Raw genomic sequence first — 25682 nt, forward strand, 5'->3', positions numbered from 1 at the left:
ACAGGAATTCGATTTTATTGCATAAAAACAATAAGGGATGAAACGTATACAGCTAACAGAAAATCTGGAGTTATCAAGAATTATTCAGGGACATTGGCGACTGGCCAACTGGAAGTTGTCTTCCCGGGAATTATTGAAACTAAGCGAACAATCCATCGAACTGGGTGTCACAAGTTTCGATCATGCTGATATTTATGGCAATTATACTTGTGAATCGTTATTTGGCGAAGTGCTTGCTTTAAAACCATCTTTGCGTCAGAATATGGAAATTATCAGCAAATGTGGTATTAAGCTGATGTCGGATAAGTATCCTGAAAGGAAATTGAAGACCTATGATTACAGTTATGAGCATATTGTGAATTCGGTTGAAAACTCATTGCGAAATTTGCGAACCGATTATCTTGATGTTTTATTGCTGCATCGTCCATCGCCCTTTTTCAATCCCGAGGAAGTGGCAAAAGCTTTTTCTGATTTGAAACGAGAGGGTAAAGTTTTGCATTTTGGCGTATCGAACTTTTCAGCAGGCCAGTTCGATATGCTCAATTCGTATACCGAAGAAAAATTGGTGACCAATCAGGTTGAGATATCGCCTTATTGTTTGGATCATTTCGAAAATGGTAATATGGATTTCTTTCTGAAGGAAAGAATTAAGCCTATGGCCTGGTCGCCACTGGCTGGCGGACGTTTATTGAATCCTCAAACCGAAAAAGGAAAGGCGATATTTAAAGTGCTCTCTGAAATTGCTGAGGAATTGAATATCGAGCAGATTGATCAGGTGATTTACGCCTGGTTGTTGAAACATCCGGCGGGTATTATGCCCATAGTGGGAACCAGCAAAATTGAACGTGTGAAAAGTGCTGTAGATGCCATGAAGATTGATCTGAGTCATGAACAGTGGTTTCGGATATATGCCTCAACGGGAGCTGCTATGCCTTAATTAAAATACCAATTGTTTAAACGTGTATCTAAATCTAATTTTATGAAATCCCCATTTAATCTGAAGCTAATTTATCTGATTCTTATTGGTCTGTTGGCAAGTTTAAACGCTTGTCAATCCAAACAGGAATTGAGAGTTCTGCAATTTAATATTTGGCAGGAAGGAACTGTTGTTACAGGTGGTTTCGATGCGATTGTTGAAGAAATTGTTCGAACAAATGCTCAACTGGTGGCATTTAGCGAGGTTCGAAATTACAATCAGAGTAATTTTATCGAAAGGATTATTGCTGAGCTGGAACTTCGGGGATTAAAATTTTATGGTGACAAAACGTATGATAGTGGATTGATTTCAAGCTACCCGATTGAAACTTGTTCGGCCCTTTACCCGGTGAAAGATGATCATGGTTCCATCACAAAAGCCAGAATCAATATCGATGGTCATATTGTGGCCTTTTATTCGGCTCATCTCGATTATCTGAATTGTAGCTATTATATGCCAAGGGGTTATTCGGGTAATACCTGGGAAGAATTACCTGAACCGACTATCGATGTCGCTGAGCTTCTAGCTGTAAGCAGAGCTTCAAAACGCGACGATGCCATAAAAATATTTATCAAGGATGCCAAGGAAGAAATGGCAAAAGGAAGCCAGGTGATTATTGGTGGCGATTTTAATGAACCCTCCCATAGGGATTGGATTGCTGAAAACAGCAATCTTTACGATCACAATGGGGTGGTGATAGAATGGGAGTGTACCAAACTACTTGAGAACGCTGGTTTTATCGATACGTATCGCGAACAGTATCCCGATCCGGTGAAGAATCCGGGCTTTACCTATCCCTCATATAATCCTCAAATCCCTATTGATAAATTGACCTGGGCACCAAAGTCTGATGAACGCGAACGGATTGATTTCATTTTCTATAACAAAACATCCCGGCTTCAGCTTAAAGATGTTGTGGTAGTGGGGCCTGATGCCTCAATTGTAAAATCGGAGGTTTTTGTAGAGGATAAGGATGTGTTTAGTCAGCCAACAAAGGTGTGGCCATCTGATCATAAAGCTTTATTAGCCGTTTTTCAATTTTAAGAGAATTGTGAATAATTGGGATGAGTCGGTCTTTGCTTGTTCTTTTATCAAGAAAAAAATATGTTTTCACATAAAAATAAAACAGCATAAGTTTTTGTCTGCCGAAAAAGATTAATTTAGGCTAACCTAAAAATTAATTAATGGCAATAACAGAACAAGTTAAAAAAATAAGGGTATCTGATAGTATCCTGTTGAAGCAAATTGAATTGTCTGATTCAAAAGATATCTTCCGAACTATTGATAGCCAAAGGGCGTATCTGGGGGAATGGTTACCTTTTGTTGAATTTTCCCGAAGACTTGAAGATACTGAGGGTTTTATCAAAAAAATACTGGAACATCCTCATGATAATTACGTCTTTGTGATTCATTTACATGGAAAATTTGCCGGCTTAATCGGATTTAAAGACAGTGACAAGCAAAATAGGAAGACGGAGATTGGTTATTGGCTTTCCGAGAACTTCCAGAAGAAGGGGATTGTTACCAAATCGGTACAAAGACTATGTAAGTTTGCTTTTGAAGAATTGGGAATGAACCGGATTCAAATTAAATGTGCTGAGAGAAATTTTCCCAGCAAGAAAATACCCAAACGATTGGGCTTTGTGTTCGAAGGGATCGAACGTGATGGGGAGCTATTGACGGGTGGCGTATTTACCGATTTGGAGATCTACAGTAAATTGAAGAATGACTAATCAGCTCTATCTGCTGATTCAGGAGAATACAAGGGCTTGAAAAGAATAACAAGATGATACACTTAATTGTAGGGAATACAGGATCGGGTAAAACCACTTATGCAAAAGGTTTGAAAGAGGAAACCCAGGCTATTATTTTCTCTATCGATAAGTGGAATAAAACCTTGTTTCTTGATGATAAAACGGAGGATGATGGTTTGGAATGGTTTCTGGAACGTATAGAGCGTGCTGAGAACATTATACTTAATTTGCTGAGTCAGTTGGAACATGCAGGAACGGATTCAATTCTTGATTTAGGACTTTCAAAATTTGAACATAGAGAGAAGTTTAGAAATTTTGCCGAAGAAAATGGTTTTGATATCAAACTTCATTATTTAGATATTCCCAAAGAAGTTAGGTGGGAACGTATCTGTCGACGCAATAAGGAGAAAGGGGATAGCTTCGAATTTGAAGTGAGTGAGGCTAATTTTAATTTTATGGAATCCTGGTTTGAAATTCCTCAATCTCATGAATTAGAATGTTCAGTTGTCATTACAAAATAAAACTGTCCTCAAGTCATAAAATTTGTTCAAAGCCCTTTTGATATTGACTTTCATCACCTATTTCCGAATTTATATAGCTAACTTGCGGCCCGAAAACTCAACAAATACAATTTCTATTAGCATTTTCAAGTTTAATAACTGCTTTGTTTATTCAAAGCAGCTTTAATTGTGTGCATAATAGACTTAAGAAAACAAGACATGGATTTAAAAAACAAAAGAGTATGTATCATAGGCTGTGGTAACCTGGGCAAATCGATATTAAATGGTTTAGTTGATGATACGGACTACCCCTCAGAACATATTATAGCAACCAAGCGAAGTCTTGCAGCCATTGAGTCGTATGAGGCGCATGGGGTGAGAATCACGACCGATAACGTTTGGGCAGTAGGCGAGTCGGATGTGATTATTGTTGCTGTGAAACCCTATAAGGTTTTGAGTGTATTGAATGATATTAAGGAGCATTTGAACCCAGAAAAACATACAGTGATTTCCCTGGCAACTAACGTGCACGTAAACGAGCTGCAAGAAGCTCTGCCTGCTAATTTGCCTATTTTTAGAGCCATGCCCAATACGGCTGCGGATGTGAAGGAATCGATGACTAGTATTTGTCACAACGAAGCCGGGTTATCTGAACTTAAAACGGTACAATATTTTTTCGATAAAATCGGAACCAGTATTATCATTAATGAAGAACTAATGGATGCGGCTACGGTTCTGGGCTCTTGCGGAACCGCTTTTGTTCTGCGTTTTATTCGCGCCATGGTGCAGGGGGGAATTCAAATTGGTTTGGATTCGAAAACGGCTACTGCCATCGTGAATCAAACCGTAAAAGGAGCTGCTGATTTATTGATAGAAAGAGGGAATCATCCGGAATTCGAGATCGATAAAGTAACCACCCCAAAGGGTTGTACCATTCTTGGATTGAATGAGATGGAGCACAATGGACTGAGTTCCTCGCTGATCAAAGGGATTGTTACTTCGTACGATAAGATTTCATAAGGAAAGACTTAAAAAAAACAGCTTTACTCTAAGCGGTATTAAATCTGACAGGTTATTTACAATAATGAAAATTAACCTGTCAGGTTTTGAATATCGATATCTCTCCTAAGCCCCTTTAGGGGTTTGGGGTATTTTTAGAAATTCCAACTCCTCACAAGTCATGCTGGGCACAAATTCTGTGACTATATAATCCGCTAAATTGTTTTGATTAAAAGGATCTTGTGCCAATACCGCATTTAAAACCTCTCTATTTTCCATATTGGAAAGAATCACACCGCCCGTGCGAGGGACTTGTCGTCCTGAGGCTATAAAATTTCCAAGGGCATATTGTTGTTTCAAATAGTCGACATGAGCTGCCAAATGCTGCTCTATGATATCCAGACTGACTTTGTAATTTACAGATACAATAAACATTTGCATTTTTGTTTTTAGTTATGTTCAGACAAATCTATAAAAAATATGCATTTGAATCATTGTGTCAGATTTGATTTGTCGATACGCTTTTGTTTAAATAACAGATTTTTTATTCCAATGCTTAAGTTGCAATTGTGAGATAGTGACAATGCCCCAAAAGAGTGGATGAAATTTCGATTGATACAGAAAAACAGTATTAAGATATTTACTTGGTGAAATAAATATGATTACTGTTGTGAGATGAGTTTGTAGTTTTGAGTTGCAATTTAAATATCAGGTTTTGTAAAATGTAATTTCGTCTGTATGTCTTGTGAATAAACGGAATTCATTGATAAACAGACATTGTTTTAGTTTAAGCGTAAATAAATGTTAAGTTGTAATGATTATTTAAATATTATTTTATTAAATTAGATCTGTTCAAAAAATGAATGTCGGTGTTGTGGATTTATTTTTATGTTGCCTTAGTAGTTTTGATCGACTTTTGATCCATTTCACCAGCCAATTAATATTAGGATACACTAAAATTTCTTACTTCAGATGGATGAGAGTTTATATTACTTGCTAAAACAATTATTGACCAGAAACAATATAAAAGTTAACAATGACGAATTAAGGCTTCAGTTGCTTGGTCATCCTTCATATCCCAGTTTACATTCAATTACAGGTGTATTGGATCATTTCCATATCCCAAATCTTGCAATAGAAATTCCCCAAACGCAAGAAAGTATTGATCTTTTGCCCCTTCATTTTATCGCTCATGTTGGAGTTAATGGGAATAATCATTTTGTGTTAATTAGCAAGAAAGAGAAGGGGGTTCAAATTACATATGAGGATCAAAAGACAGAACTTATATCCATAGCTGATTTTATTGACATTTGGAATGGCGTTGTTTTGGTTGTTGAAGCAGATGAGAATATAAAAACAGATTCAGCACCTTGGCTTTCAAGAGGATTACTTATTACAAGTCCAGTTTTATTAGCGATCTGTTTTTATTTCATGAGTTTGAATTTATATGAATTCCTTTATTTTGTTTTATCACTACTGGGACTTACTATATGTGTGTTTATCCTTCAGCACGAGATTGGAGCATCGTCTCAAATTCTGAATAAAATTTGTACGGGTGTCAGCAACAAAATAAGTTGTGATGATGTGATGCAGTCAAAAGGAGCCATTGTTTTAGGTTTATTTAAACTGAGTGATCTTGGGATTATATATTTTCTAACATCGATTGTAGCTACTTTCCTTATTGTCATCAGTAAGTCTAACTTCAACCCAATCTATCTGATAAGTCTTATTGCACTTCCGTTTACAATTTATTCCATTTATTATCAATTTCGGATTGTTAAAAAGTGGTGTCTCCTTTGCCTTGGGGTTGTGTTTGTGTTGTGGCTGCAATCAGCTTTGGCAATTGCGAATATTCAGTCAATACCAATAGAGATTTCAGAAGCCGGTGCATTTATAATATTTGCTTTTAGTGCATATCTTATCACCGCAGGATGGTTGTATGTTGCTCCTCAAATAAGACTAAAACCTGAATACTTTAAACTGAGTATACAGTTTAATAAATTCAAAAGAAACTTCGAAATATTTTACAATCTGCTTTCGCGATCCCAAGCAATAAACACAACTATCACAGGTGCTAATGAAATCATATTGGGTGCAAAAGCATCTGAATTGGAGCTTGTTATTATCACTAATCCTTTATGTGGTTTTTGTAAAAATGCTCATAAATTGGTTCATCTATTATTAAACCATGAGACAGATGTGAAAATTATTATTCGTTTCAATTTGTCAAATAATACTGAGTCAATTGATAATAAAATATCAGCAAGACTATTGGAGATATATCATACAAGTGGTGAGCAGATGTGTCTTGCAGCTATGAATGAAGTTTATTCTGATACATCATATTTAAAATGGTTAGACAAATGGGGCGAAACGAGGAACGAGAGGTATTTTCATGCTTTATTAGAAGAGAAAAAATGGTGTGTCAATAATAAAATTCTCTTTACACCTAAGGTTTTGGTTAATGGGAGATCTTATCCGGAAGAATATGACTTTGAAGAATTACAATATTTCTTAAGTGACTTGCATGAAATAGGGGAACAGGTTGATTCAGAGCTTGTCATGAGCTAAGGGACGTTGATTAATATAAAACTGAAGTTCCGACAGTTGCAAAAAGTTCGGAACAATTAAATACAATTCAAATTTATATTATGAAAAAGTTACAAGATTTAACCGAAGCTAAATTTTTAAGCAAAAAAGAGCAACAATCTGTTAAAGGTGGGTACATTAAAGAGTGTAAAACCAATGCTGAATGTTGGGTTGGATTTACTTGCTATAGAGGGATTTGTGTTGAGGGTGTTATGTAGATTTAAGTTTGATATAGCTTAAAGAAGTATAAAACTTTTAATAGGCTAAATAATTCTAAACTAAAATTTGAGTCATTTTAATTACCCCAAATATTAATTACATTAAAATTTTATTTTATGAAAAAGTTACAAAATTTAACTGAAGCTAAAATTTTAAGTAAAAAAGAACAACAAGTAGTTAAAGGTGGTAAAATGCAATGTTATGCTGACGGAACTTGCCCTGCAGGATGGACTTTTATTAATGGTACTTGTGAACGCTATATGTTAGAGTAATTGACTATTATATAAAAGGAAGGTTGGTTCAGGATACCTGGACCAACCTTCCTTTTATAAAGCTATTTATTCTAAGTAAGGAACAAAATTTTTGATGATTATAAATATTCAAAACAGATATTAATAAGATTTAATAAAATGAAGAAATTACAAAATTTAACCGACGCTAAAATTTTAAGCAAAAAGGAACAGCAAACTGTTAAAGGTGGACAAAAACAGTGTTCTGTAGATAGTGATTGTGGTGATGTTTCTGCCTGGGAATGTAGAAATGGTTACTGTCGATTGAGATATATTTCTGATCTAAACCGTTAATCTTTAAGTTTATAAATCCATGTAAATGAGACTGTCTTCTGTTTGAGATAGTCTTTTTTTTATTTACAGAGTGGATGACAAACAGGTTTTTCTGGTAGAAAAAACTAAATATTGACAGGATCAGAAAATGGACTTCTTAAGGTTTTGATTAGAAGTTTGGAGTTTTATAGTTTTTGTAGAAGTGTGGTATAGCTTTCCTTTAGCATATAGGGTGTCATCTATTTAAATTGAAGCAATAAAGCGGCAATTAATTTAAAATTTTCAAAAAAAATAAATCCTTATTAAGGCTAGTATTTACAGGTGTTTAACTTCGGAATATAAAAGCGCCGCACACCTTTGCAGGGATAGAGCAGGCTATCATCATTTGGATTTATTGAAAAATTGTTTCTACATTTGTCACAACAAAAAACAGAAAGAGCATGGCTACAAAAATGATAATCCGACGACGCAGATCTTTATTCAAACAATAAGGAAGCAACGTTTATGGATTATTGTCCAGGCTTTCCTTTACAGCGGAAGGCTTTTTTTATGCCCAATTTCAAAATATAAACAAAGAGTAAAACAGAGAACAATGAATCAATTTTTTAACATCCGACGAAGACGAAGCGCACTTTCAAAGAAAGCGGTAGGTGTCTTATTGTCGTGTAATCAGAATTGATCATGATATATTTTAAAGGCTTACCGTTTGAACGGTAAGCCTTTTTTTTAAACTATTTTTTTCACAACAGTTTCATTCACAAGAGTAACTCATATGCCAACAACTATCTACACAGTAAGCCGACGCCACTTGCGTTCGAACTGCTACCCAGAAGGGGCGGATGAGTCTGATGTGCTATTAACTGAAATAGGATATGTATAAGCTTGCCGTCGACCACGGTGGGCTTTTTTTGTGCCCTATTAGTGATAAAAGGTGCAGATAAAGAGTGATTTAAAGAGAAAATAAAGATATCAATCAGAACTAAATTTTAACAAGATGAACACATTTTTGACCAGGAAAAGGCAACTAAGGCTCCGACAAAGCAAACTAACAAATGGCTTAAGAGAAAGCTTCAATATTGACATTAACAACAAATGGTTAAGCCTGACAGGTGTAGCCTTATTTTGGGAAACATAGATTTTTAAGAACAAATGGAATTGACTGTAGATATAAAACAAGAAATAGCTGTTATCGAAGCAGGCGTAATGCACACCAATTATGCGACTGAAATTTGCGAAATGATTGAAACAGCTGCTAAAATAAGAGGAACAGGGATTGCTAGAAGAAATCCCTTATACATCGCTCAAAAACTTCAGGAAGGAAAATCGATAATTGCCTTTGCCGGGAATCAGGTTATTGGTTTTTGTTATATCGAAACCTGGGAGCATGAGCAGTATGTGGCCAACTCGGGACTGATTGTCCATCCGGACTACCGTTATGTTGGTTTAGCCAAACAAATAAAAGAGAAAGCCTTTGCTCTGTCGAGAAAGCGTTTCCCCGAAGCTAAAATCTTCGGACTCACCACCAGTTTGGCTGTCATGAAAATCAATTCAGACTTGGGATACAAGCCCGTTACTTTTTCGGAACTCACCACCGATGCTTCTTTTTGGAAAGGATGCGCCTCGTGTGTGAACTACGACATTCTGCAAAGAACTCAACACAAAATGTGTTTGTGTACAGGTATGTTGTGCGAACCGAATAAGCCTCAAAAAACATTTTAGTAGTCACGCATTGCAAAAAGAAAAACATGGTAACAAAAGATAAAAAAGTCGTTTTAGCCTACAGTGGCGGATTAGATACAACCTATTGTGCCCTTCACTTGTCGAAGGATTTAGGAATGAAAGTTTATACCGTATTGGGAAATACGGGCGGATTCAGCGAGCAAGAGCTGGCCGCAATTGAGAAGAAAACTCAAAAGCTGGGCGTAATTGAACACATCAGCATCGATTTGACTGAAGACTATTACGCAAAGTGTATCAAATACCTCATTATGGGCAATGTTCTGAAGAACAATTGTTACCCTTTATCGGTGAGTTCAGAAAGAGCTTTTCAGGCCATGGCCATTGCCCAATATGCCAATGAAATTGGAGCCGATTTTATTGCCCATGGGAGTACAGGTGCTGGTAACGATCAGATCAGATTCGATTTGATTTTTCAGATAATGGCTCCCAATGCCAAAATTATAACCCCTACCAGAGATTTGGAGCTGAGTCGTGAGGAGGAAATCCAATACCTAAAAGAAGCGGGTATTGATGATGCTTTTGAGAAGATGGCTTACTCAATAAATGCCGGGATTTGGGGAACCAGTATCGGAGGTAAAGAAACCCTGGTTTCAGATCAAACCATTCCTGAGGAGGCTTATTCTTCACAGGTAACACAAACTGAACCTTCAGCCTTGAGTATCGGTTTTGAAAAGGGTGAACTTGTGTCGGTAAATGGAGAGATATTTGAGAATCCTCTTGATGCCATTAAAACCATAGAGAAAATAGGATCGGCCTACGGAATTGGCCGTGATATGCATATAGGTGACACCATTTTGGGCACCAAAGGGAGGGTTGCTTTTGAAGCAGCTGCACCTGTTTTAATTTTAAAAGCTCACGAAATGCTTGAGAAGCATTGTTTGAGTAAGTGGCAAATGCATTGGAAAGACCAGTTGGGTGATTTTTACGGCATGTTGCTGCATGAAGCTCAATATCTTGAGCCATTGATGAGAAATATAGAGTGTTTCCTCGAAGATTCACAAAAAACCGTTTCGGGAGAAGTGAAGTTGATGCTTTATCCAAAGTATTATCAAATGATTGGTGTGAATTCAGAACACGATTTGATGAACGATGCTTTTGGTCAGTATGGTGAGAAAAATGAGGGATGGACAGCAGAGGATGTGAAAGGGTTCACAACGATTTTGGCCAATTCGATGAAAATTTATCATACCGTAAATGCAAAGTAAGATGATTAAAATTGGAATCATAGGAGGAGCGGGTTATACCGCAGGTGAGTTGTTGAGACTCTTACTTTGGCATCCTGAAGCAGAAATTGTTTTTGTACAGAGTAGCAGTCATAATGGACAGGCCATAAGTAAGGTACATAAAGACTTACTTGGCGAATGTTATTTGAATTTTACGCCAGCCAATTTTGAGGCGGTAGATGTTATTTTTCTTTGCTCGGGACATGGTCAGAGTAAAAGTTTTTTTGAAAAGAACAAATTGCCGGAAAATCTAAAGGTCATCGATTTGAGTATGGACTTTAGATTGGAAAATAAGGAACATGAGTTTGTGTATGGTCTGCCGGAAATGAATAAAGAAGCGATTGCCAAGGCCAAATACATTGCAAATCCAGGCTGTTTTGCTACTGCAATTGAATTGGCATTATTGCCCTTGGCTAAGCATCAGGCTTTAAACGAAGAAGTGCATGTAACAGCCATTACAGGTTCGACAGGAGCCGGTCAGGCACCTACTGAAACGTCTCATTTTTCGTGGAAGAATAATAATGTATCACTTTATAAAGCATTTGAACACCAGCACTTAGCTGAGATTAAAGAGAGTCTTTGTAAATTACAGAATAGTTTTAAGCAAGCGGTAAATTTTATTCCGGTTCGGGGGAATTTCTCCCGAGGGATTTTAGCATCGGTTTATACCCAATGTCAGTGGAGTCTTATCGAAGCCATGGTTCATTATCAGAATTATTATCAGGATCACCCTTTTGTGGTGATTAGTGATGCGAATACCGATGTGAAGCAAGCGGTGAACACCAACAAATGCATTTTGCATTTGGAGAAACACGGTGATAAACTGTTGATTGTTTCAACGATTGATAATCTGTTGAAAGGAGCATCAGGACAGGCAGTTCAGAATATGAATATTCTGTTTGGATTGCCTGAGGATTTGGGATTAAGACTGAAACCAGTCGCTTTTTAATTTATGAATTTTGAGTTGAGATGGGTGATTAGAGATTTCTACGCCATTCAAATTTCTGATTCATCTGTCTCAATTTCTAAATAAGTTTTGCTATGCAATTATTCAATACATATACAAAATACGATATCAACCTGCTATCAGGCGAGGGCATTACGCTCGCCGATGCTAAGGGGAAAGAATATAAGGATTTTTACGGAGGACACGGTGTGATCTCAATCGGCCATTCTCATCCACATTACCTGTTTCGTATCGAAAATCAGATAAGATGTTTGGGTTTTTATTCCAATGTGGTAGAGAACAAGCTGCAAGATCAATTGGCAGAGAAATTGGGTGAGCTTTCGGGCTATACCAATTATAACCTGTTTTTATGCAATTCAGGAGCAGAAGCTAATGAGAATGCTTTAAAATTGGCGTCTTTTCATACCGGGAAATCAAAGGTTATTGCCATAAAAGGTGCTTTTCATGGAAGAACTGGTGGCGCACTTGCTGTTACAGATAATGCCAAGCTGGCCTCAAGCTATAATGCCCAACACGAGGTGGTTTTTATAGATATGAATGACAGTGAAGCCTTAAAAACGGAACTTGTAAAAGGTGATGTTGCTGCATTTATTGTGGAGGGTATACAGGGGGTTAATGGCGTTGTCATCCCCGAGAAGAAGTTTTTAAAAGAGGCAGAAAGCCTTTGTCAAAAATATGAGGCCTTGTTGATTCTCGATGAGATTCAATCGGGTTACGGAAGAACAGGGATGTTTTTTGCACACCAGCACTTAGATATCAAAGCCGATATCATTACAACTGCTAAGGGGATGGGGAATGGATTTCCTCTTGCTGGTGTGCTGATTCATCCTAAAATTGAAGGGAAATCAGGACTTTTGGGAACCACTTTTGGTGGCAATCATCTTGCTTGTGCTGCAGGAATTGCGGTTTTGGAAGTGATGAAAGAAGAAAAACTGATTGAGAATGCGGCCAAAGTGGGGCAGTATTTAGAAAATGAACTGAAGAAACTTGTGGGAGAAAAAGCCATAAGAGCCAAAGGTTTGATGATAGGCGTTGATTTGGAAAATATGGCTGAGATAAAGTCGGCCTTACTTTTTGAGAAAGGCTATTTTACAGGTGCTTCAGGGGAAAAGACCCTGAGATTATTACCGCCTTTAACCCTTAGTATGAAAGAGGCTGAAACATTTATTAGCGAGTTTTCATCTTTGATAAAAAAACAATAGAGATGAAGGAACTAACGCTAGTGAAAATTGGAGGCAAGCTGATTGATGATGAAAGTAAGTTGTCAGCCAGTCTTGAAGTCTTTTCGAAGATAAAAGGGGCTAAACTTCTGGTTCATGGAGGAGGCAAATTGGCGACAGATATGGCGAAGCAATTGGGAATTGATTCACCCATGATTGATGGTCGTAGAATCACCAATACTGAGACTTTAAAGTTGGTTAGTATGGTGTATGCCGGTTGGATCAATAAAAAAATTGTAGCAGGTCTTCAGGCTTTAAATCAAAAAGCGATGGGTTTATGTGGTGCCGATGACAATTTGATTTTAGCAGAAAAACGTCAGCATACAAGTATCGATTATGGTTTTGTAGGTGATGTGACTGCAGTTAATAAGGAGGCTTTATCAACCTACATTGAACAAGATAAGGTATTGGTGCTTTCAGCTATCACACACGATGGGAAAGGTCAGCTTTTAAATACCAATGCGGATACAATTGCTACGGAAATTGCTATAGCTTTGAGTGAGAATTATCAGGTGAAACTGATTTATTCTTTTGAAAAGCCTGGTGTTTTAATTCATCCTGATGACGATATGAGTTATCTGAAATGTTTAGATGCCGTATTGTATCAGGAAATGAAAGAAAATGGGACCATCAACAAGGGCATGTTGCCAAAGACTGAAAATGCGTTTAAAGCTTTTAATAAAGGGGTTGACGTGCTTATTGGAGATCTTTTGAGAATGTCGGGTGATGATTATTGTGGAACCGAATTGATAGCCTGTAAGTGATGAATTTAGAGAGATATAAAATACTTGCCATTGAAAGCCTTAAAGGATTAATTGGCATACAATCATACAGTAAAGAGGAAAATCAGGCTGCTGATTTAATCGAAACGATTCTAAAATCACAGGCTTATCAGACCTATAGAAAAGGGAATAATGTATGGGTTTACGGCAAACACAATGCCGATGGGAAACCCTTATTGTTACTGAATTCTCATTTGGATACGGTAAATGCTTCTGCATCCTGGACAAAGAATCCTTTTGAAGCTCTTGTGGAAGATGGGAAACTGTACGGCCTTGGATCGAATGATGCTGGTGGCTGCTTATGCTCGCTGATGGCGACTTTTCTGGCTCTGGATGAAAAGGAACAAGCCTATAATTTGGTTTTTGCCGCTTCTGCTGAAGAAGAAATTTCGGGTGTAAATGGTTTCGAACTGATTCAGAATGAAATTGGAAAGATTGACTTGGGAATTGTTGGGGAACCCACGCTTATGCAAATGGCTATTGCCGAAAAGGGTTTAATGGTTTTGGATGTTGAAACCAAAGGTGTTGCCGGACATGCAGCCCGAGGCGAAGGGGTGAATGCCATTGATAAAGCCATGAAGGATTTGCAATGGTTTCAAACCTACAAATTCGAAAAAGAATCGGATATACTGGGACTAGTAAAAATGACGGTGACTCAGATTGAAGCTGGTTGTCAGCACAATGTAGTGCCGGATAGTTGCCGATTTGTTGTGGATGTGAGAAGTAATGAACACTATAGCAATCAGGACCTTTTTGATTTGATTGATCAGCAAATTGAAAGTGATGTAAAAGCCAGATCTTTTAGAATGAATTCTTCAGGCATCGATATGAATCACCCGCTGGTTCAGGCTGGGATTAAGATGGGGAGAAGCTATTATGGTTCGCCAACCACATCGGATCAGGCTATCATGAAAGGCTTCCCAACTTTGAAATTTGGACCGGGAGATTCAGCTCGTTCGCATACGGCTAACGAATACATCAATTTGTCAGAAATAGAAGAGGGGGTTGAGATCTATTATCAGCTATTGAATGGACTTGATATTGAGATAAAAGGATAACTAAACGTAAAATCAACAGATATGAAACTTTGGGATAAAGGCACGAAGATTAATCAGAATGTAGAAAACTTTACGGTTGGGAAAGATCGCGAGCTTGATTTGCAATTGGCTCCTTTTGATGTATTGGGTTCATTGGCGCATTGCAAAATGCTGACAAGCATTAACCTTTTGGAATCAGGGGAGTTTACTTTGGTTGAAAAGGAGCTGCAAAAGATATTTACTGATATAGAAAAGGGCGATTTTCTGATTGAAGAGGGCATAGAAGATGTGCACTCTCAGGTTGAATTTCTTCTGACTCAGGCTTTAGGCGATGTGGGAAAGAAGATTCACTCAGGCCGTTCAAGAAACGATCAGGTTCTTTTGGATTTGAAACTGTTTACACGTCATCAGATTGAGCAGTTGGTTGGTAAAGCTCAGGAACTTTTTAAGGTCTTGATTGAAAATTCAGAGAAATACAAGGATATTTTGATTCCAGGTTATACCCACTTGCAGGTGGCCATGCCATCTTCATTTGGTTTATGGTTTGGAGCTTATGCTGAAGCATTAGCTGATGATTTGGCTCTCTTACAGGCAGCTTTTAAGTTGGTTGATCAGAATCCATTGGGATCTGGTGCGGGTTATGGCTCTTCATTTCCTCTCAATCGTAAGATGACAACCGAATTGTTAGGATTTGATGACCTGAATTATAATGTGGTTTACGCTCAGATGGGTAGAGGTAAGATGGAATTCGCCGTTTTGTCGGCTTTGTCCAACATGGCTTACACCATTGGAAAACTAGCAATGGATGCTTGCTTGTATAACTCTCAAAACTTTGGTTTTATCAGCTTTGCTGACGAGTTTACAACCGGAAGCAGCATTATGCCGCATAAAAAGAATCCGGATGTTTTCGAGTTGGTAAGGGCCCGGGCGAATGCGCTTCAGGTATTACCGGCACAAATACAGGCTGTGAGTTCAAATTTACCTTCAGGCTATCATAGAGATTACCAGCTGACTAAGGAGTTCTTTATGCCGGCATTCGATCAGCTGATTTCATGTTTAGAAATGACACAAATCATGCTTTCAAATGTGAAAGTCAATAAGCATTTGTTGGATGATGAGAAATACCAGTACCTGTTTACGGTTGAGATGGTGAATGAATTGGTGCTTAAAGGTGTTCCTTTCCGTGATGCTTACAAACAAGTTGGTGCACTGGTTGAGTCTGGTGACTTTAAATTCGACGGTCATTTAAACCATCAGCACGAGGGCAGTTTAGGAAATCTCTGTAACGAAGAGATTAAACAGAAGTTAGAAAAAACGATATCTGCGTTCAATTTCTCTAAGATTGATAAAGCTTATCAGGAATTATTAGGCAGAAGTTAGTATCTTAATAGACGATTGATTTTAAATATTATAACAACCATTATATAATTACAATTTATGTTGAAACAAGCAAAGTTAATACTTGAAGATGGGAGTGAATACCTGGGTACTTCTTTTGGTTACGAAGGCTCTGTAGCCGGAGAAATGGTTTTTAATACAGCCATGACGGGTTATCCCGAAAGTTTAAGTGATCCTTCGTATCGCGGGCAGATTTTGGTGACAACTTTTCCTTTAATTGGGAATTATGGTGTTCCGGGAGACCGAAAAGAAGATGATTTGTTTCGTCACTTCGAGTCAGAGAAGATTCAGTTATCTGGTTTTGTCGTTTCGGATTACACTGAGGATTTTAGCCACTGGAATGCCAGTTTGAGTCTTTCGGATTGGATGAAAGAACATCAGATTCCTGGTATTTATGGTGTGGACACACGGGCACTAACCAAGAAGCTTCGAAATGGGGGAAGTATGAAAGCTAAGATTGTTTTCGATGATCAGGATTTGCCTTTCGAGGATCCAAATTCCCGTCATTTGGTTTCTGAGGTCAGCACTACAGAAATTAAAACATATGGTAACGGGAAGCACAAAGTTCTTTTGTTGGATTGCGGGGTTAAAAACAATATCATTCGCTGTCTGTTGAAACGAGATACAACAATTACACGTGTTCCTTACGACTTCGATTTTACGAATGAAGATTACGATGGTTTGTTTATTTCGAATGGCCCTGGCGATCCAAAACTAAATGTTAAGGCTATTGAGCATGTTAAAACAGCCATTAATCAGGATCGTCCTATTATGGGAATTTGCCTCGGGACCCAACTGATGGCTTTAGCTGCCGGAGCAGATACTTATAAGCTGAAATACGGGCATCGATCACACAATCAGCCTGTGCTATTAAACGGAACCAAGCGTTGTTTTATCACCTCTCAAAATCATGGTTATGCGATCAATACAGATACATTACCATCAGATTGGGAGGTTTTGTTTGAAAATGCCAATGATAATACCTGTGAGGGAATTAAGCACAAAAGCAAACCTTTCTTTGCCTCTCAGTTTCACCCGGAAGCCTCAAGTGGGCCTACTGATACTGAGTTCTTGTTTGATGAGTTCATCGAATTGATGGAAAAGTACAAGGGTAAAGCGTAAAGTAAAAAAGGAGAAGATTTAAAAGAAAAGTGACTTAACATTAACTCAGAAAAGTATGACTCATAATATAAAGAAAGTATTGGTATTAGGTTCCGGAGCTCTAAAAATTGGAGAGGCTGGAGAATTTGATTATTCGGGATCGCAGGCTTTAAAAGCCATGAAAGAGGAAGGGATTAAAACCGTTTTGATTAATCCCAATATTGCAACCGTACAGACATCCAAAGGGATTGCTGATGAAATTTATTTTTTACCTGTGACCCCATATTTTGTGGAACAAGTGATTCTTAAAGAAAAACCCGATGGTATTCTTTTGGCATTTGGCGGGCAAACAGCCTTGAATTGCGGGATTGAGCTTTTTAATGCCGGAACACTTGAAAAATATAATCTGAAGGTTTTAGGTACGCCTATCGAAACCATCATCAAAACAGAAGATAGAGAGATTTTTGCTAACGAGCTTCGCAAGATCGACGTGAAGACGCCAAAGAGTATGGCTGTAGAGTCGATTGATGATGCTTTAGCGGCAGCAGGAGAGTTGGGTTTCCCGATTATTGTTCGTGCAGCCTTTACCCTTGGTGGACAAGGTTCAGGTTTCTGTAACAATATGGATGAATTGAGAACTCTGGCAGAAAATGCCTTATCCTATTCGTCTCAAATTTTGGTAGAAGAATCTTTAAAAGGATGGAAAGAGGTTGAATACGAGGTGGTACGCGATGCTTACGACAACTGTATTACCGTTTGTAATATGGAAAACTTCGATCCGCTGGGAATTCATACGGGTGAGAGTATCGTGATTGCTCCTTCGCAAACCCTGACGAACTCTGAATATCACAAACTCAGATCGCTGGCTCTTAAAATCATCCGTCACATGGGTGTGGTTGGGGAATGTAATGTGCAGTATGCTTTGGATCCAAATTCCGAGGATTATCGTGTGATTGAGGTGAATGCTCGTCTGTCTCGTTCATCAGCTTTAGCTTCAAAGGCAACGGGATATCCTTTGGCTTTTGTTGCTGCAAAACTGGGCTTGGGTTATGCCCTTCAGGATTTGAAGAATGCGGTGACTAAGACCACAACGGCTTGTTTTGAGCCTGCTTTGGACTATGTGGTGTGTAAAATTCCCCGTTGGGATTTAAATAAGTTCGAAGGGGTAACCAAGGAAATTGGTTCCAGTATGAAATCGGTGGGTGAAGTGATGGCCATTGGTAGAAACTTTGAAGAAGCGATTCAGAAAGGCCTTAGAATGATCGGACAGGGGATGCACGGTTTCGTTGGTAATCCACATTCAAAGTTTGAAGATGTTGATCAGGAGCTTTCTAATCCAACGGATATGCGAATTTTTGCTATCGCACAAGCTTTTGAGAAAGGGTATTCTGTCAATCAGATTCACGACTTAACAGCGATTGATAAGTGGTTCTTAAGTAAATTGGAGAATATCAGCAAGCTAAAATGGGAGCTTAAAAAGTTTAATCAGCTTGATGCTTTGGATTCGACTCTTTTGAGAAAAGCTAAGGTGTATGGTTTCTCTGATTTTCAGATTGCACGTTTTGTTTTAAAACCACAAGATGGCAATATGGAAGCTGAGCTTTTGCAGGTGAGAAATGCCCGTAAAAAACTCGGTATTGTTCCTGTTGTGAAGCAAATTGATACCCTTGCTGCTGAATATCCTGCTCAAACCAACTACCTTTATTTGACTTATAGTGGAAGTGAAAATGACTTGACTTATGAGAATGATAATAAGTCTGTTATCGTTTTGGGTTCGGGTGCTTATCGTATTGGTTCCAGTGTGGAATTCGACTGGTGTAGTGTGAATGCTTTAAATGGTGTGAAGAAAGAAGGTTACCGATCAGTCATGATTAACTACAATCCGGAAACGGTGAGTACGGATTATGACGTTTGCGACCGTTTATACTTCGATGAACTATCATTTGAAAGAGTTCTTGATATTATCGAATTAGAGCAGCCTAAGGGCGTTGTGGTATCAGTAGGAGGTCAAATACCTAATAACTTATCGATGCGCTTGCACAAAGCGAATGTAAAGGTTTTAGGCACATCTCCCGAAAGCATCGACAGAGCGGAAAACAGAAAGACTTTCTCAGCTATGCTTGATTATTTAAAAATTGATCAACCCCGTTGGGAAGAGCTGACAAGCATTGAGGCCATCCACAATTTTATAGATGAAGTTGGATTCCCTGTGCTGATTCGTCCAAGTTATGTCCTTTCAGGTGCAGCTATGAATGTGGTATCCAATAAGAATGAATTGGAACATTTCTTAAATCTGGCGACTCAGGTATCAAAACAATATCCGGTTGTGGTTAGTGAGTTTATTCAGCAAGCCAAGGAAATTGAGTTTGATGGTGTTGCTAAGGATGGTGAGGTTTTGATTGATGCGATCTCTGAGCATGTTGAGTTTGCTGGGGTTCACTCAGGAGATGCCACATTGGTATTTCCACCTCAAAAGCTGTATTTCGAGACGATTCGTCGAATTCGTAAGATTGCAAAAGAAATTGCGAAATCCTTAAATATTACCGGACCATTTAATATGCAGCTTCTGGCAAAGGATAACGATATAAAAGTGATCGAATGTAATTTGAGAGCCAGTCGTAGTTTCCCATTTGTATCGAAAGTTATGGATTACAATTTTGTGGAATTAGCTATGAAAGCCATGCTGAATGGAACTATTCCATCGCAGATGCCTTCTATGTTTGAATTGGAAAATATTGGGGTGAAAGCCTCACAATTCTCTTTCTCAAGACTGTCAAAAGCAGATCCAATTTTGGGTGTCGATATGGCTTCGACGGGTGAAGTGGGCTGTATAGGACCGGATTATTATGATGCAATACTAAAGTCAATGATTTCAGTGGGTTATCGCATCCCGAAGAAAGCTGTTTTAATTAGTAGTGGACCTATTCGCTCGAAGATTGAACTGCTTCAGAGTACTCAGATGCTTCAGGAGAAAGGTTACAAACTATATGGAACACGCGGGACAGCAAAATTCCTTTCTGAGAATGATGTTGAGATAGAAGCTGTCGCCTGGCCGGATGAAAAGGGTGAGAAAACAGCCTTGGATTTAATTCGAAACAAAGAAGTTGATTTTGTCATTAATATTCCAAAGAATTTGAGTGAAAATGAGCTTTATAATGATTATCAAATCAGACGTGCAGCTATTGATCTGAATGTGCCTTTGGTAACCAATGCTCGATTAGCCAGTGCGTTTATTTACTCATTCTGTAAAAAATCGTTGGAGACTTTGGATATCAATACTTATAGCCACTATTTATCCTAGGCTTCTAATCAATTAACCAAAATTAATCCTGACAGGCTTTGAGCTTTGTCAGGATTTTTTTTGATACAGGAATCATACTCCATGCATATCTTCTGTTTTAGTATGGAAAATAATTAGTTTTGTTTTCATTTATATGACGATTGGATCAACTATGGCTTTAAACTTCGATTATTCTAATGCAGCAGGTCAGTATACCTTTTCAACTTTTGAAAGTAAAGTTCGATCGAGCGTACCCTATTTCGCTTACTTACCACCCAATTGGAATCCCAATGGGAGTTATCGATTGATCTTGTTTTTGCATGGGCAGGGAGGTGATGAAACAACTTTCTCAAAGTATGTTAGGGAGGATGACTTAAATCAATGGATTAAGTTGGGAGAGATTCCTGATGTTGTGATTGCAGGTATTCGGGGAAATGAAGATCCGGATCTGATTCAGTGGTTTACACCTGAAAATGAGGCTTTGCTTGTACCGGAAATCAACGGGGAATTTATCGAATTTTGCAGAACGAATTTTAAAGCCGGGAGTATAGAAAAAGGCGTGTCGCTTGAGGGGCATTCCCGGGGAGCCGGAGGTGCCTTGCATTATCTGTTTAAATATCCGGAGAGTTTTAAATCTGTTATTGCCATAGGCTATGTTAGCGATTACAGCCTTGAGATGAATAAAGATCTGGCTGAAAGGAACAGACAGGCTTTAGTTGAATCAGGAGTGAACTTGTATCTTGAAATTGGAACTGAAGATCGTTTTGTTAGAAACCAAAACAGAAAGGCCTCTTTCGAGATGCATGATTTTTTGGATAAAATAAAACTACCCCACAGCTTTGAGTATCTGTATGGGGTAGAACATGGTTTTGATAGCTTTTGGCAGCATTATTCTGATGATGACATGCAGAATGGTCTAAGACATCTGAAAAGGCATTGTGATGGACTATAGTTAGGATCCTAAAATGATTTTTCTAACGAGAGATTCCACATCAATTGTATCATCAGTGAATTTGTATCCAATCTGGAAAATGAGACCATCGTGCCATGCGTAATAGATCGAAGCCCCGGTTGAGGTGTGTTCAATATAGTTTTTAGACTCATCGTATGAGTAATATGGATACATGGTCGACCAATTCCTGAATCGATCTTTATAGAATAGTGGCAGTTCGGGAGTTAATTCCAATTTCTGATAGATTCGAACATCTACCGGTTCACTGGGCCCATCCATTTTGAATTCTTCAATCCATTTGTCAATAGGATCATCTTCTGATGCCGTATCAATAAAGGGGTTATCCGGAAGTTGGGTTGCAGATATAATGAAGAAATCCTGGTTGTTTGCCTTGTATTCAGCTGCTTCTTCTAAATAAGCGATCTGAATTTGAAAGACAAGCTTATTACTTCTATTCCAAAACGTGACAATATTTGCTTTTTCAGTACCTGTTGTAAAAGGAAAATCATCTACAGATGGTAAGTGAATGGCAGCCTCCATTTCTTCAGGAATACTTGTTAGAGCTTCAGAAATAAGCGTTGGTTTGTAATAATTGACCCCTTCAGCCTTAGGATTTTCTAAAATCTTAAAATCGTAATTATATGTTCTCGCATCACCATTTATCTTCTCTAATTTTTCAACTAAAGCTTCGTTTTCATCAACATATCCAAGATATTTGGACTCTTTCTTGCAAGAGAAAAATACGATGCTCAAGGTAATGATCGATAGGGGTAAAAACGCTCTCATAAGTATGAAATTATTGATTATATTCCACAAAAATAGTGCTTCTTATCTAGAAAATCAGAATTTTACTGAACAAATAATAATTAAAAATGAAATGACATATTAAGTTTTTGTTGATAAAAGAATCTGAATTGTGGATGAGTGACCTTAATTTTAAGACTTGAAGCTTTGCTTCAAAGTTGATTAGCAAGCTCCCAAGCAGTAAGGAAAACGAGTTGTGCAACACGCTCAATATTTTTATTGTTTAATTTATCTGCGGTGTCATTTTCTGTATGATAGTCTTGATGGAGACCATTAAAATACATGATGGCAGGAATGCCTTTTCGAACAAATGAGGCTTGATCAGAAGCCCCGTAGAGTGGGTTGTTGGGCTGATCGTATTCATAATCGAGAATGAGTTTGGGATGCAGAGTGTTAAGACTATCACTCATCTTTTTCAGTTTAGGGTTTAAATGAGAAGTTCCTAAGAGGTAGATATAGTCGCTTTTAGAATGCTTGTCATCCATTCGACCCAGCATATCTAAATTCAGATTTGTCTTAATAGATTTTAAAGGAACCGGTGAATGATCGATAAAGTATTTAGAGCCCAACAGGCCTTTTTCTTCCCCTGTAAAGGCGACAAACAGAATGCTGCGTTTGGGTCTGATTCCATTATTGACAGCTTCTTTAAAAGCTTTTGCGATTTCGATTACGGCAGCAGTTCCCGAAGCATTATCATTTGCACCATAGAATAAATGTTCTCCCTGTTTGCCTAAATGGTCGTAATGCGATGAAATAACAATGTACTCATTAGGTTTTTCAGAGCCTTCAATCAGAGCATATACATTTTCAGTTTTAATAATATCGTCTTCCTTATTAAGTTCAAAATGGATTGGACAGTTTGTCGTTTTATTGAGATGTTTTTGTTTATTCGCTATTTCTTTTAATTCTTTTGTCTTCAGTCCTGTCAGTGTTTTTGCCATTTGTGTTGAGATGGGAATAATGAGTTTCTCTTTTAAGCATGTGTACAAATCAGTTTGACTGGAGAGATGTGTTGAGTCTTGAATGGGTTCATTTAGCAGAAATCGTTGATTTCGTACACGCTTTTTTGTATTCAAAAACCGATTGAATACTTTATTATTGATGGGATCATTAAAAAGAATTAGTTTGGGAGTTGAGTGTTTCCATATGTGATGGGCACGGCCGTATGCTTTATGAAAATTTGAAGTTAGAAAAAGTACGGCTTTATCAGTAAAATCAATTTCTGAAAAGTTTTCTATTGGCTCATTACCAATAAAGACAACATTGATATTCAATGAAATAGAATCCTGTCGGGGGTCAGCAATAAAGTCTTTATAATTAGAAAAGCTCTTTCTTTCAGTCTGTATTTTACCTGAAGGTAATTTGAGTTTCGATAAATTAAAGCTTTGGAAATAGTTTAAGCTATCGGTGTTTTTGTTGATACCCGTAAGTCCGCAATTTTTGAATTGATTGTAGATAAAGTTCGCAGCAAGTTTCTGGCCTTTCGTTCCCGTTTCGCGACCTTGCATTTTGGCAGAGCTCAAAACTTCAACATTTTTTTTGAGTTCTTTCTCGTTAATTTGTCGAGCGAAGTCAATATTAGAATAGTTTTGTGAAAAACCAGCCAACGGAAGGCCTATGGATAATAATAAGTAAAATCTTAATCGTTTCATACAGAATATTAGATATCATAAAATTTAAAAATAGTGATTTTATATTAAGATTAGATACCTGCACCTTAGGTTTAATTTTAATAGTACAAAATAAATGCATATGACAAGAATACATTTTCACGAAAGCTTTTACGATATGATCCTGCAAGGGGAGAAGACTCAAACGGCTCGTATTGAAGAGCCACATTATCCACTTGGGACGGCTATGGCTGATTTTTCAGATGGGAAAAGTTTACCAATTGAGATTGTTGAAATTACGTATCAGACTATTAATGAAATGAGTTTGAGTGCTGTACAAAAGGATGGCTTTAACACCAAGGATGAATTATGGAATGCTTTACTTGGTTTTTACCCACATTTGCAAGCAGATGATCTGTTAATGTTGGTCGAATTTAGATGCATTATGAATAAAAAATAAAATATTTAAAGTCTTTCTTCGTTATAGATATTAAACTACTTGTTTTTGAGGGTGATATATGTTGGTGTGATTTCTTTAGTCATAATTATTTTGACGTTAGTCTAAATAATTTCATATTTCATCATTAATTATTAATAAAAAAGTTTTATAATTGTCAGAGAGAAATTTAATTAAATAATTCTCATTGATATTTTGAGTACGGGAATATAAGTTCTCAATAGTCGTTTATTAGGAACATTAATTAGAGATAAAAAATATACTTACAACCATTCACTTGAAAAATAGATCAAATTATGAAGAACGTTGCAGAATATAGCCATATTGTAGAAAAGGAAATTGAACAACATAAAATTGAGGCTCGTAAAATATTAGACAAATTCGAAAAGAAGTTTAATAAAGGAAGTTTGGTTGTTGCTCATCATTTTAATCATGTGAGTTCTGAATTAATCAGATTGGTAAAGTCGGAGCTTGAAGCTGCAGGTTTTAAACCTGAATTTGTAGGCAATAAACCTAACGGACACATTGTGTTAAGGGTGAGTTTAATTCAATCTGCAATGATGTGTAATTAGAATATTATTTTGGGTTAATAATTTTTACACAAGATATGAGAGTTGTTGGTTTTACCTTCAACTCTTTTTTTTGCCCATAAAATATTAAAGAAAGCTTGATAATATGAAGCTCTAATGTGTATTAAGTATAATATTATTGTAACTTTATTTCCAATAAAAAGGAAAATAATGAATAAATACCTATTAATAAGCTTCTTCCTTTTAGTTGGCGTGTGCGGACGAAATGGGGAAGCCAGAGCTCAAAAGATGAATTACAAGCAGTTGCGACATAAAATGGTGAAGGAACAAATTGAAGCTCGGGGCATTAACGATAAGGATGTCATTAAAGCCATGCAAAAGGTCGAACGTCATCTGTTTGTGCCCATTCAGTTTCGTCATTTAGCCTATTCTGATTCGCCATTGCCTATTGGCTTTGGGCAAACTATATCTCAGCCTTATATCGTTGGAATTATGACCCAATTATTGGATATTAATCCTGATAGTAAGGTTTTAGAGATTGGTACAGGTTCGGGCTATCAGGCAGCTATACTGGGAGAGTTGTGTAAGGAGGTTTATAGCATCGAAATTGTTGAAGGCCTGGCTCTGAAAGCAAAATCGACAATAGAATCATTAAACTACGACAACTTGCATTTGAAATGGGGAGATGGTTATATGGGATGGGAGGAACATGCGCCTTATGACGCTATTATCGTAACCTGTTCGCCGAGCAAGATTCCACAGCCTTTGATCGATCAGTTGGGTGAAAATGGTAATTTGGTGATTCCAATTGGTGCTAAAAATGTAAAGAGTTTGGTCCTTTTGAAAAAAATAGATGGTGAACTTGTTCGAAAAGATGTGATTCCGGTTCGTTTTGTCCCAATGATTGATGAAAAGGGCAGAGAATATTAAATAATACAGACTTAAAACAAAAACGCTCGTTCCTGATGGAACGAGCGTTTT

25 protein-coding genes are annotated in these 25682 nt (G+C 37.5%); 22 read left to right on the plus strand and 3 right to left on the minus strand.

The window, feature by feature from the left end; all coding sequences use genetic code 11:
- Positions 1-37 precede the first annotated feature (37 nt).
- The 5 genes from EO244_RS06470 to proC all read left to right on the plus strand — a co-directional run bounded on the left by EO244_RS06470 (position 38) and on the right by proC (position 4250).
- Positions 38-937, plus strand: coding sequence for an aldo/keto reductase (locus EO244_RS06470; RefSeq protein ID WP_129253838.1), 900 nt, complete (start codon positions 38-40; stop codon positions 935-937).
- A gap of 42 nt (positions 938-979) precedes the next feature.
- A complete protein-coding gene (locus tag EO244_RS06475; RefSeq protein ID WP_129253839.1) occupies positions 980-2020 on the plus strand; it encodes an endonuclease/exonuclease/phosphatase family protein in 1041 nt (346 codons plus the stop codon).
- A gap of 140 nt (positions 2021-2160) precedes the next feature.
- On the plus strand, positions 2161-2709 hold the full coding sequence (locus EO244_RS06480) for a GNAT family N-acetyltransferase (RefSeq protein ID WP_129253840.1): 549 nt from the start codon (positions 2161-2163) through the stop codon (positions 2707-2709).
- 53 nt (positions 2710-2762) lie between these two features.
- Positions 2763-3251 (plus strand): AAA family ATPase, encoded by a 489-nt coding sequence (locus EO244_RS06485; protein WP_129253841.1) that lies wholly within the window; start codon positions 2763-2765, stop codon positions 3249-3251.
- Positions 3252-3449: 198 nt separating this feature from the next.
- A complete protein-coding gene (gene proC / locus EO244_RS06490; RefSeq protein WP_129253842.1) occupies positions 3450-4250 on the plus strand; it encodes a pyrroline-5-carboxylate reductase in 801 nt (266 codons plus the stop codon).
- A 105-nt stretch (positions 4251-4355) separates the two neighbouring features.
- Here proC and EO244_RS06495 read toward each other — a convergent pair whose 3' ends face one another.
- Positions 4356-4664, minus strand: coding sequence for a YciI family protein (locus EO244_RS06495; protein ID WP_129253843.1), 309 nt, complete (start codon positions 4662-4664; stop codon positions 4356-4358).
- Between the two features lie 537 nt (positions 4665-5201).
- On the opposite strand from EO244_RS06495, the gene EO244_RS06500 reads away from it, so the two are divergent.
- From EO244_RS06500 to EO244_RS06550, 14 genes are all read left to right on the plus strand, one after another.
- Complete coding sequence (locus EO244_RS06500) at positions 5202-6800, plus strand: vitamin K epoxide reductase family protein (protein WP_129253844.1); 1599 nt, start codon at positions 5202-5204, stop codon at positions 6798-6800.
- Between the two features lie 80 nt (positions 6801-6880).
- A complete protein-coding gene (locus tag EO244_RS16895) occupies positions 6881-7036 on the plus strand; it encodes a hypothetical protein (RefSeq protein WP_164977426.1) in 156 nt (51 codons plus the stop codon).
- A 117-nt stretch (positions 7037-7153) separates the two neighbouring features.
- Positions 7154-7309: a hypothetical protein gene (locus tag EO244_RS16900; protein ID WP_164977427.1), complete on the plus strand. Its 156-nt coding sequence runs from the start codon at positions 7154-7156 to the stop codon at positions 7307-7309.
- A gap of 138 nt (positions 7310-7447) precedes the next feature.
- Complete coding sequence (locus EO244_RS16905) at positions 7448-7621, plus strand: hypothetical protein (RefSeq protein WP_164977428.1); 174 nt, start codon at positions 7448-7450, stop codon at positions 7619-7621.
- 1128 nt (positions 7622-8749) lie between these two features.
- Entirely contained in the window at positions 8750-9319 is a 570-nt protein-coding gene (locus tag EO244_RS06505) for a GNAT family N-acetyltransferase (RefSeq protein ID WP_241687952.1), read from the plus strand.
- Positions 9320-9345: 26 nt separating this feature from the next.
- Positions 9346-10545, plus strand: a complete 1200-nt coding sequence (locus tag EO244_RS06510) for an argininosuccinate synthase (RefSeq protein ID WP_129253845.1) — start codon at positions 9346-9348, stop codon at positions 10543-10545.
- 1 nt (position 10546) lies between these two features.
- Positions 10547-11512, plus strand: coding sequence for an N-acetyl-gamma-glutamyl-phosphate reductase (gene argC / locus EO244_RS06515; RefSeq protein WP_129253846.1), 966 nt, complete (start codon positions 10547-10549; stop codon positions 11510-11512).
- Positions 11513-11604: 92 nt separating this feature from the next.
- Positions 11605-12732, plus strand: a complete 1128-nt coding sequence (locus EO244_RS06520; protein WP_129253847.1) for an aspartate aminotransferase family protein — start codon at positions 11605-11607, stop codon at positions 12730-12732.
- Positions 12733-12734: 2 nt separating this feature from the next.
- Positions 12735-13514: an acetylglutamate kinase gene (argB, locus tag EO244_RS06525; RefSeq protein ID WP_129253848.1), complete on the plus strand. Its 780-nt coding sequence runs from the start codon at positions 12735-12737 to the stop codon at positions 13512-13514.
- On the plus strand, positions 13514-14590 hold the full coding sequence (locus tag EO244_RS06530; protein WP_129253849.1) for a M20 family metallo-hydrolase: 1077 nt from the start codon (positions 13514-13516) through the stop codon (positions 14588-14590). The genes argB and EO244_RS06530 overlap by 1 nt, the downstream gene beginning before the upstream one ends.
- A gap of 21 nt (positions 14591-14611) precedes the next feature.
- A complete protein-coding gene (gene argH, locus EO244_RS06535) occupies positions 14612-15949 on the plus strand; it encodes an argininosuccinate lyase (RefSeq protein ID WP_129253850.1) in 1338 nt (445 codons plus the stop codon).
- 57 nt (positions 15950-16006) lie between these two features.
- Positions 16007-17089 carry a glutamine-hydrolyzing carbamoyl-phosphate synthase small subunit gene (carA, locus tag EO244_RS06540; protein ID WP_129253851.1) on the plus strand — a complete coding sequence of 361 codons (1083 nt, stop codon included), beginning with the start codon at positions 16007-16009 and terminating at the stop codon, positions 17087-17089.
- Positions 17090-17144: 55 nt separating this feature from the next.
- Positions 17145-20369 carry a carbamoyl-phosphate synthase (glutamine-hydrolyzing) large subunit gene (gene carB / locus EO244_RS06545; protein WP_129253852.1) on the plus strand — a complete coding sequence of 1075 codons (3225 nt, stop codon included), beginning with the start codon at positions 17145-17147 and terminating at the stop codon, positions 20367-20369.
- A 133-nt stretch (positions 20370-20502) separates the two neighbouring features.
- A complete protein-coding gene (locus EO244_RS06550) occupies positions 20503-21300 on the plus strand; it encodes an alpha/beta hydrolase (RefSeq protein WP_129253853.1) in 798 nt (265 codons plus the stop codon).
- Here the strand turns inward: EO244_RS06550 and EO244_RS06555 are convergent, their stop codons facing one another.
- Entirely contained in the window at positions 21301-22086 is a 786-nt protein-coding gene (locus tag EO244_RS06555; RefSeq protein WP_129253854.1) for a hypothetical protein, read from the minus strand.
- A 170-nt stretch (positions 22087-22256) separates the two neighbouring features.
- Complete coding sequence (locus EO244_RS06560) at positions 22257-23756, minus strand: M28 family metallopeptidase (protein ID WP_129253855.1); 1500 nt, start codon at positions 23754-23756, stop codon at positions 22257-22259.
- Between the two features lie 100 nt (positions 23757-23856).
- Between EO244_RS06560 and EO244_RS06565 the strand changes: the two genes are divergently transcribed.
- The 3 genes from EO244_RS06565 (at position 23857) to EO244_RS06575 (ending at position 25631) form a co-directional block, all read left to right on the plus strand.
- The gene (locus EO244_RS06565; RefSeq protein WP_164977429.1) at positions 23857-24174 is read left to right on the plus strand and encodes an ASCH domain-containing protein; all 318 of its coding nucleotides are present in this window, start codon (positions 23857-23859) and stop codon (positions 24172-24174) included.
- A 293-nt stretch (positions 24175-24467) separates the two neighbouring features.
- A complete protein-coding gene (locus EO244_RS06570) occupies positions 24468-24743 on the plus strand; it encodes a hypothetical protein (protein ID WP_129253857.1) in 276 nt (91 codons plus the stop codon).
- Positions 24744-24911: 168 nt separating this feature from the next.
- On the plus strand, positions 24912-25631 hold the full coding sequence (locus EO244_RS06575; protein WP_241687953.1) for a protein-L-isoaspartate(D-aspartate) O-methyltransferase: 720 nt from the start codon (positions 24912-24914) through the stop codon (positions 25629-25631).
- Positions 25632-25682 lie beyond the last annotated feature (51 nt).

Origin of the sequence: Ancylomarina salipaludis, assembly GCF_004122035.1 — a bacterium.
Taxonomy (GTDB): Bacteria; Bacteroidota; Bacteroidia; order Bacteroidales; family Marinifilaceae; genus Ancylomarina; species Ancylomarina salipaludis.

Bases quoted from the DNA above. Each gene is read 5' to 3' on its own strand.
- EO244_RS06470 (WP_129253838.1), top strand. From the start codon at position 38: ATGAAACGTATACAGCTAACAGAAAATCTGGAGTTATCAAGAATTATT.
- EO244_RS06475 (WP_129253839.1), top strand. From the start codon at position 980: ATGAAATCCCCATTTAATCTGAAGCTAATTTATCTGATTCTTATTGGT.
- EO244_RS06480 (WP_129253840.1), top strand. From the start codon at position 2,161: ATGGCAATAACAGAACAAGTTAAAAAAATAAGGGTATCTGATAGTATC.
- EO244_RS06485 (WP_129253841.1), top strand. From the start codon at position 2,763: ATGATACACTTAATTGTAGGGAATACAGGATCGGGTAAAACCACTTAT.
- proC (WP_129253842.1), top strand. From the start codon at position 3,450: ATGGATTTAAAAAACAAAAGAGTATGTATCATAGGCTGTGGTAACCTG.
- EO244_RS06495 (WP_129253843.1), bottom strand. From the start codon at position 4,664: ATGTTTATTGTATCTGTAAATTACAAAGTCAGTCTGGATATCATAGAG.
- EO244_RS06500 (WP_129253844.1), top strand. From the start codon at position 5,202: ATGGATGAGAGTTTATATTACTTGCTAAAACAATTATTGACCAGAAAC.
- EO244_RS16895 (WP_164977426.1), top strand. From the start codon at position 6,881: ATGAAAAAGTTACAAGATTTAACCGAAGCTAAATTTTTAAGCAAAAAA.
- EO244_RS16900 (WP_164977427.1), top strand. From the start codon at position 7,154: ATGAAAAAGTTACAAAATTTAACTGAAGCTAAAATTTTAAGTAAAAAA.
- EO244_RS16905 (WP_164977428.1), top strand. From the start codon at position 7,448: ATGAAGAAATTACAAAATTTAACCGACGCTAAAATTTTAAGCAAAAAG.
- EO244_RS06505 (WP_241687952.1), top strand. From the start codon at position 8,750: ATGGAATTGACTGTAGATATAAAACAAGAAATAGCTGTTATCGAAGCA.
- EO244_RS06510 (WP_129253845.1), top strand. From the start codon at position 9,346: ATGGTAACAAAAGATAAAAAAGTCGTTTTAGCCTACAGTGGCGGATTA.
- argC (WP_129253846.1), top strand. From the start codon at position 10,547: ATGATTAAAATTGGAATCATAGGAGGAGCGGGTTATACCGCAGGTGAG.
- EO244_RS06520 (WP_129253847.1), top strand. From the start codon at position 11,605: ATGCAATTATTCAATACATATACAAAATACGATATCAACCTGCTATCA.
- argB (WP_129253848.1), top strand. From the start codon at position 12,735: ATGAAGGAACTAACGCTAGTGAAAATTGGAGGCAAGCTGATTGATGAT.
- EO244_RS06530 (WP_129253849.1), top strand. From the start codon at position 13,514: ATGAATTTAGAGAGATATAAAATACTTGCCATTGAAAGCCTTAAAGGA.
- argH (WP_129253850.1), top strand. From the start codon at position 14,612: ATGAAACTTTGGGATAAAGGCACGAAGATTAATCAGAATGTAGAAAAC.
- carA (WP_129253851.1), top strand. From the start codon at position 16,007: ATGTTGAAACAAGCAAAGTTAATACTTGAAGATGGGAGTGAATACCTG.
- carB (WP_129253852.1), top strand. From the start codon at position 17,145: ATGACTCATAATATAAAGAAAGTATTGGTATTAGGTTCCGGAGCTCTA.
- EO244_RS06550 (WP_129253853.1), top strand. From the start codon at position 20,503: ATGACGATTGGATCAACTATGGCTTTAAACTTCGATTATTCTAATGCA.
- EO244_RS06555 (WP_129253854.1), bottom strand. From the start codon at position 22,086: ATGAGAGCGTTTTTACCCCTATCGATCATTACCTTGAGCATCGTATTT.
- EO244_RS06560 (WP_129253855.1), bottom strand. From the start codon at position 23,756: ATGAAACGATTAAGATTTTACTTATTATTATCCATAGGCCTTCCGTTG.
- EO244_RS06565 (WP_164977429.1), top strand. From the start codon at position 23,857: ATGACAAGAATACATTTTCACGAAAGCTTTTACGATATGATCCTGCAA.
- EO244_RS06570 (WP_129253857.1), top strand. From the start codon at position 24,468: ATGAAGAACGTTGCAGAATATAGCCATATTGTAGAAAAGGAAATTGAA.
- EO244_RS06575 (WP_241687953.1), top strand. From the start codon at position 24,912: ATGAATAAATACCTATTAATAAGCTTCTTCCTTTTAGTTGGCGTGTGC.